This window comes from Pseudoalteromonas sp. SR45-5, assembly GCF_014163565.1.
GTDB classification, from domain to species: Bacteria; Pseudomonadota; Gammaproteobacteria; order Enterobacterales; family Alteromonadaceae; genus Pseudoalteromonas; species Pseudoalteromonas distincta.
This window is the reverse complement of sequence record NZ_JACJDN010000221.1, coordinates 1-6031: the sequence shown is the minus strand read 5'-3', so window position 1 is coordinate 6031 and position 6031 is coordinate 1. Positions and strand designations below refer to the sequence as shown.

Sequence of the window (6031 nt, the reverse complement as noted above, 5' to 3'; positions counted from 1 at the left end):
ACTAACTTATATTTTCATTAATTGTAATGAACAATAATGACGTATTCATAAGAAATTCCTTAATCCAATACAACATTCCATCAAAATTTGATGTAACAAATTTGCTACTTAACTTATTGATTCAAAAATATTTACATATGAATTCGATTTTTTGTAAACGTTTTGTAATAAAAAATCGTTGACCTTCTAAATTCATTCTGTGATTATGCTCAGCAGATGGGCTTATGCTCACAAGTGCAGTTTCATTATCCACTTAATGTTTTGCTCAGTCAGCCTCATCTATACACACTGAATTAATACCAATTTCATTAAATGAAAATGCAATTTAATAAAGTTGGCATCACACACCACACTAAATAAAGAGCTTATTATGTTGAATAATAAAAAGACTAAATTTGCAATTTCTCTCATAGCGGCAGCTATGGCTACATCGGCTCCAGCACAGGCTGATATTTCTGAATATTTAGATCGCGTTGACGTAGACTTTTTACTAATGCAAAACTTTCAGTCAATTCAGGCTAAAGATGGTGCATTTCGTCCAGAAGATGAAGAACAAGAATCAGGATTTGGCCGTATTAGAGCTAATCTAATGCTTAAATTTCATATTAACGAGTTCATCACTGCCGATATAGATATTGCAGAAGAGCCTAATGACTTTGGTGGCGAAGATCGTGACTTTTCATTTCACAACGATTTTGCAGGTGTTGAATTTGACTTACTAGGTCTATATGGAACACCAAAAGAAAACGCAAATTTAACACTGCGTTTGGGTAATATTGGTGGCTCACCATTTCAATTTAAAGGCTTTCAAGACGGCGCAGATAACCAAAGTAATGCACTTATTGGTAATGGTATTACCGATTACGCAACCGCAGAAAACGGCGCACAGCTAAGTTACAGCGAAACTTTCGATAGTGGTGTAGTACGTGCTTATAATGTTACAGGTCACATTACGACTTCAAGTTTCGGTGAAGCATTTCAAGAAGACAGAGGTTATAACTACCGACTTCAAGGTACTCTAGAATTTGAAGGTGGCTTTAAAGCAGGCTTAAACTTATTAAAAGCGAATCAAGGCGACCAGTTACGTTTTGAAAATGGCGTAGCAAGTCTTAATGGTGTAACCACAACAAACTATCGCTTTGGCGATGGTGAAAACTATAATTTCTCAGCGTCACCTTCAAACGAGCGTGACACTCACGTTGGCGCAATGCCAGGGCTTGAGCAATCAATCATCCAGCTTAACTTAGCTTATCAACCATCTGACGAAACTAGCTTAATTTTTATGGTTGGTAAATCGTCTGATGATTACACATTTGCAGATGCCGCTGGTAATGCAGTTGCCGGTATTACCTACTTTGGTACAAACGGCATAGCTGATGAAAATGGCACTACTTTTGATTCAAACAGTGTAATAGAAGGCGACTCATCGGTTGAGTACTTCGTGTTTGAAGCACAACAATATTTAATCCCTAAAAAACTATATGTAGCGGCTCGTTATGCAGAAGCCGAAAACACTTCCGACTTAATTGAACAAACAGACAACACAGTAGAGCGTATTCAAGTAGCTGCAGGTTACTGGTTTAACGATAAAACGCTTTTAAAAGTTGAGTATGTTAACCAAGAAGAAGGTGTTAATTCGGGCGGCCAAATCGGTAAAGGATTTGACGGCTTCACTTCTGAGATCTCTGTTAAATTTTAAATCATTATCCAACTAGTCTAACTATTTAAACAAAGGACCTAAAAAGGCACTTTGCGGGCAGTTTTATGCGTTAAAACTGCCATAAATAGAATTGGTAATAGATTGAAATTTAATAGCACTTGTTAAAACATAACGTGTATGGGGAATACCCGATGAAAAATAAATTAATTATGCTCGCGTGTGGCTTTATAAGCATGGGCGCTGCGGCAAAAGAAACAATCACAATAGCGACTGTTAACAATGGTGACATGATCACCATGAAAGAATTAAGCAGTGACTTTACCAGCCAAAACCCGGATATAGATCTAAAATGGGTTACTCTAGAGGAAAACATTCTTCGCCAACGTGTCACAACCGATGTTGCAACAAAGGGCGGCCAATACGATGTTATGACCATAGGTACTTATGAAGTACCAATTTGGGGCAAGCAAAATTGGCTAAAAGAGCTGGATAATTTAGGTGAAAACTACGATTTAGACGATTTAATTCCGGCAATTCGAAGCGGTTTAACGATTAATGACAAACTTTATGCTGCGCCATTTTATGGCGAAAGCTCAATGGTTATGTACCGCACTGACTTAATGGAAAAAGCAGGACTGACAATGCCTAAAGCCCCAACATGGGACTTTATACGCAAAGCTGCTAAAGCGATGACAGATAAAAAAGAAGGTGTTTATGGCCTTTGTCTACGTGGTAAAGCAGGTTGGGGCGAAAACGTTGCGCTTATTACATCCATGGCAAATTCGTTTGGTGCGCGTTGGTTTGATAAAAATTGGAAGCCACAGTTTAATACCCCAGAGTGGGAAAATACCCTTCAGTATTATGTCGATGTGATGAAAGAATCTGGTCCTGCTGGTTCATCTGCAAACGGTTTTAATGAAAACCTTGCACTTTTTCAAACCGGAAAATGTGGTATTTGGATTGATGCAACCGTTGCAGGCGCATTTGTTACTAACAAAAAAGATTCAGAAGTTGCCGATAAAGTAGGGTTTGCACTTGCGCCAGATAACGGTCTAGGTAAACGCGGTAACTGGTTATGGTCTTGGACTTTAGCCGTACCGGCAAGCAGCAAAAAACCAGATGCCGCAATGAAATTTATTAGCTGGGCAACATCTAAAGAATACACACAACTTGTAGCCGATAAAAAAGGTTGGGCAAAAGTACCGCCAGGTACACGTAAATCACTTTACAGTAATCAAAAGTACATGGACGCAGCACCGTTTGCGCAAATTACTTTAGATTCTATTCAATCTGCAGATCCTAAAAATCCGACAGTTAAACCAGTGCCTTATGTAGGTATTCAGTTTGTTGCTATTCCTGAGTTTCAAGGAATTGGTACAGCTGTTGGGCAACAATTTTCAGCAGCATTAACTGGCCAAATGACCGTTAAGCAAGCGCTTAGTACGTCTCAGCACCTCGTTGAGCGAACAATGCGTAAAGCTCGCTATCCTAAATAGCATGTAATGGGCGGGTAAGTACTCAAACTTACCCAATATTTTATGTCAATTCTATTTACTTGTTAGTTATAAACACTATCAAGGGTTTCTGATTTTCACTTGATAGTTAACAAGTAAATAGAATTGGCTTTTTTAAGGTCACCTTTATGGCAACAACTAACTCGCGCACGCTTGCTCGGTTTATGCTTCTTCCTAGTGTAATTTTATTACTTGCTTGGATGATAGTTCCGCTGTGTATGACACTGTATTTCTCATTTATTGATTACAACTTACTCGTTCCAGGGGATAAAGAGTTTGTAGGCTTTTTAAACTATGAATTTTTCCTAACTGATCCGGCTTTTTTTGAATCATTTTTTAACACGCTTTACCTAGTAACTGGGGTTTTACTTATCACTATTTGTGGTGGTATTGGCTTAGCTATTTTACTAGACCAAGCAATATGGGGACGAAATTACGTTCGCATTATGGTACTAGCCCCATTTTTTGTAATGCCAACTGTGTCGGCATTAGTATGGAAAAACATGCTAATGAACCCAGTTAATGGCTTATTTGCACATTTCGCGATTTGGCTTGGCTTTGAACCTATCGACTTTTTTGCTCAAATGCCGCTATTTTCAATCATCATAATTGTGTCTTGGCAGTGGTTACCATTTGCAGCATTAATACTGCTAACAGCAATACAATCATTAGACCGTGAACAATTAGAAGCGGCTGATTTAGACGGAGCTGGGCCATTTAGTAAGTTTTTTTACATCGTTTTGCCGCACTTATCGCGCGCTGTAACCGCTGTTATTTTAATCGAAACTATATTTTTACTGTCAATTTTTGCCGAAATATTAGTTACAACAAGTGGTGGTCCTGGTTATTCGTCTACCAATATAACGTACTTAATTTACACGCAATCACTACTTCAATTTGATGTAGGTGGCGGTTCGGCAGGGGGCATAGTTGCAGTAATAATTGCAAATATTGTCGCTATATTTTTAATGCGCTTAATTGGCAAAAACTTGGAGGGTTAATTATGACTATAAAAGATAGCCGTCGTTCCAAACTAATTTATACCATTGCTGCATGGACAATAAGCGGCATGATTTTCTTTCCAATTTTATGGACGTTAATCACCAGCTTTAAAACGGAAGCTGAAGCAATTTCAGCAAGTCCAAGCTTATATGCATTCGATTGGACACTCGAAAATTACCGAGATGTACTGTCGCGTTCGCCATACTTTAACCATTTTTGGAACTCTGTAGTTATATCGCTAGGTTCAAGTTTACTGGGGTTATTAATTGCTGTACCTGCTGCGTGGTCTATGGCGTTTGTGCAAACTAAAAAAACTAAGCATTTATTAATGTGGATGCTTTCTACCAAAATGTTACCGCCAGTAGGGGTACTTATTCCGATTTATTTATTGTTTCGAGACTTTGCGCTACTCGATACAAAATTAGGTTTAGTAATTGTAATGACACTCATTAACTTACCAATAATGGTATGGATGCTGTACACCTACTTTAGAGAAATACCAAACGAAATACTTGAAGCTTCACGTATGGATGGCGCAACAATTGGTGAAGAAATATTCCATGTTTTATTACCAATAGCCTTACCGGGTATAGCCTCAACGCTATTGTTAAATATAATTTTGTCGTGGAACGAAGCTTTTTGGACACTTATTTTAACCGCTGCAAATGCTGCACCTTTAACGGCATTTATTGCCAGTTACTCAAGCCCTGAGGGGTTATTTTACGCTAAGTTATCGGCAGCATCTGCCATGGCCATTGTGCCAATTTTAATACTTGGTTGGTTTAGTCAAAAACAATTAGTGCGTGGATTAAGTTTCGGCGCAGTAAAATAGGAGAATACACATGGGCAGCATCACACTAAAACAAGTCACTAAAAACTTTGATGAAGTTAACGTAATTAAACCGCTCGACTTAGAAATTAAAGACGGTGAGTTTATCGTATTTGTTGGGCCATCAGGCTGTGGTAAATCTACATTACTTCGTATGATCGCAGGGCTTGAAGATACCACCAGTGGTAATATAGAAATTGACGGCATTGACGCTACAAAAACACCGCCTGCAAAAAGAGGCTTAGCAATGGTGTTTCAATCCTATGCGTTATATCCGCATATGACAGTGCGTAACAATATTGCTTTTCCTTTAAAAAGAGCCAAAGTTAGCCCTACAGAAATCGAAAGTAAAATTGCTAACGCCGCTAAAATTCTTAATTTGACCGATTATTTAGACCGAAAGCCTGGGCAATTATCGGGCGGTCAGCGCCAGCGTGTAGCGATAGGGCGCGCAATTGTTCGTCAGCCTTCGGCATTTTTATTTGACGAACCGCTTTCGAATCTTGATGCGTCATTACGTGTAAATATGCGTTTAGAAATATCTGAATTACATAAAAGTTTAGCTACAACAATGATTTATGTTACGCATGATCAGGTTGAAGCTATGACAATGGCAGATAGAATCGCGGTATTTAATGCCGGTATTATTGAACAGGTAGGCACACCTTTAGAGCTTTATAAAAACCCAGTAAACAAATTTGTAGCTGGTTTTATTGGCTCTCCAAAAATGAATTTTATAGATGCTCCACAAAATGAAAATGCGAATGTTAGTTGTATTGGTATACGACCAGAGCATATAACACTCTCTACTGAGCAAGGAACGTGGGCTGGTACTGTCGGTGTAATTGAACATTTAGGGTCGGAGAGCTTTTTACATATAAATATTGAAGGCAAAGGGACCGTAACAGTAAAAGCAGATGGTGATTGTCCGTTAAAATATGGCGACAGTATTTACCTAAGCGCACCGGATGATAAAGTATTAAAGTTTGATAATAACGGTTTAACAATTCGCTAAAGCCAATCTTT

Annotated in this window: 5 protein-coding genes; all 5 read left to right on the top strand. The window is 38.5% G+C overall.

Going from position 1 to position 6031, the window contains the following annotated elements; translation table 11 throughout:
• Positions 1-370 precede the first annotated feature (370 nt).
• Positions 371-1699, top strand: a complete 1329-nt coding sequence (locus H5072_RS09925; RefSeq protein WP_182693433.1) for a hypothetical protein — start codon at positions 371-373, stop codon at positions 1697-1699.
• A 152-nt stretch (positions 1700-1851) separates the two neighbouring features.
• Positions 1852-3156, top strand: coding sequence for a sugar ABC transporter substrate-binding protein (locus H5072_RS09920; protein ID WP_182693432.1), 1305 nt, complete (start codon positions 1852-1854; stop codon positions 3154-3156).
• Between the two features lie 146 nt (positions 3157-3302).
• Positions 3303-4175 carry a carbohydrate ABC transporter permease gene (locus tag H5072_RS09915; protein ID WP_002960879.1) on the top strand — a complete coding sequence of 291 codons (873 nt, stop codon included), beginning with the start codon at positions 3303-3305 and terminating at the stop codon, positions 4173-4175.
• Positions 4176-4177: 2 nt separating this feature from the next.
• Positions 4178-5008 (top strand): carbohydrate ABC transporter permease, encoded by an 831-nt coding sequence (locus H5072_RS09910; protein ID WP_182693431.1) that lies wholly within the window; start codon positions 4178-4180, stop codon positions 5006-5008.
• A 10-nt stretch (positions 5009-5018) separates the two neighbouring features.
• Entirely contained in the window at positions 5019-6020 is a 1002-nt protein-coding gene (locus H5072_RS09905) for an ABC transporter ATP-binding protein (protein WP_182693430.1), read from the top strand.
• The last annotated feature ends 11 nt before the right edge of the window (positions 6021-6031 follow it).

What these genes read in the sequence shown, in the direction of transcription:
- H5072_RS09925 (WP_182693433.1), top strand. Translation starts at nt 371, where the DNA reads ATGTTGAATAATAAAAAGACTAAATTTGCAATTTCTCTCATAGCGGCA.
- H5072_RS09920 (WP_182693432.1), top strand. Translation starts at nt 1,852, where the DNA reads ATGAAAAATAAATTAATTATGCTCGCGTGTGGCTTTATAAGCATGGGC.
- H5072_RS09915 (WP_002960879.1), top strand. Translation starts at nt 3,303, where the DNA reads ATGGCAACAACTAACTCGCGCACGCTTGCTCGGTTTATGCTTCTTCCT.
- H5072_RS09910 (WP_182693431.1), top strand. Translation starts at nt 4,178, where the DNA reads ATGACTATAAAAGATAGCCGTCGTTCCAAACTAATTTATACCATTGCT.
- H5072_RS09905 (WP_182693430.1), top strand. Translation starts at nt 5,019, where the DNA reads ATGGGCAGCATCACACTAAAACAAGTCACTAAAAACTTTGATGAAGTT.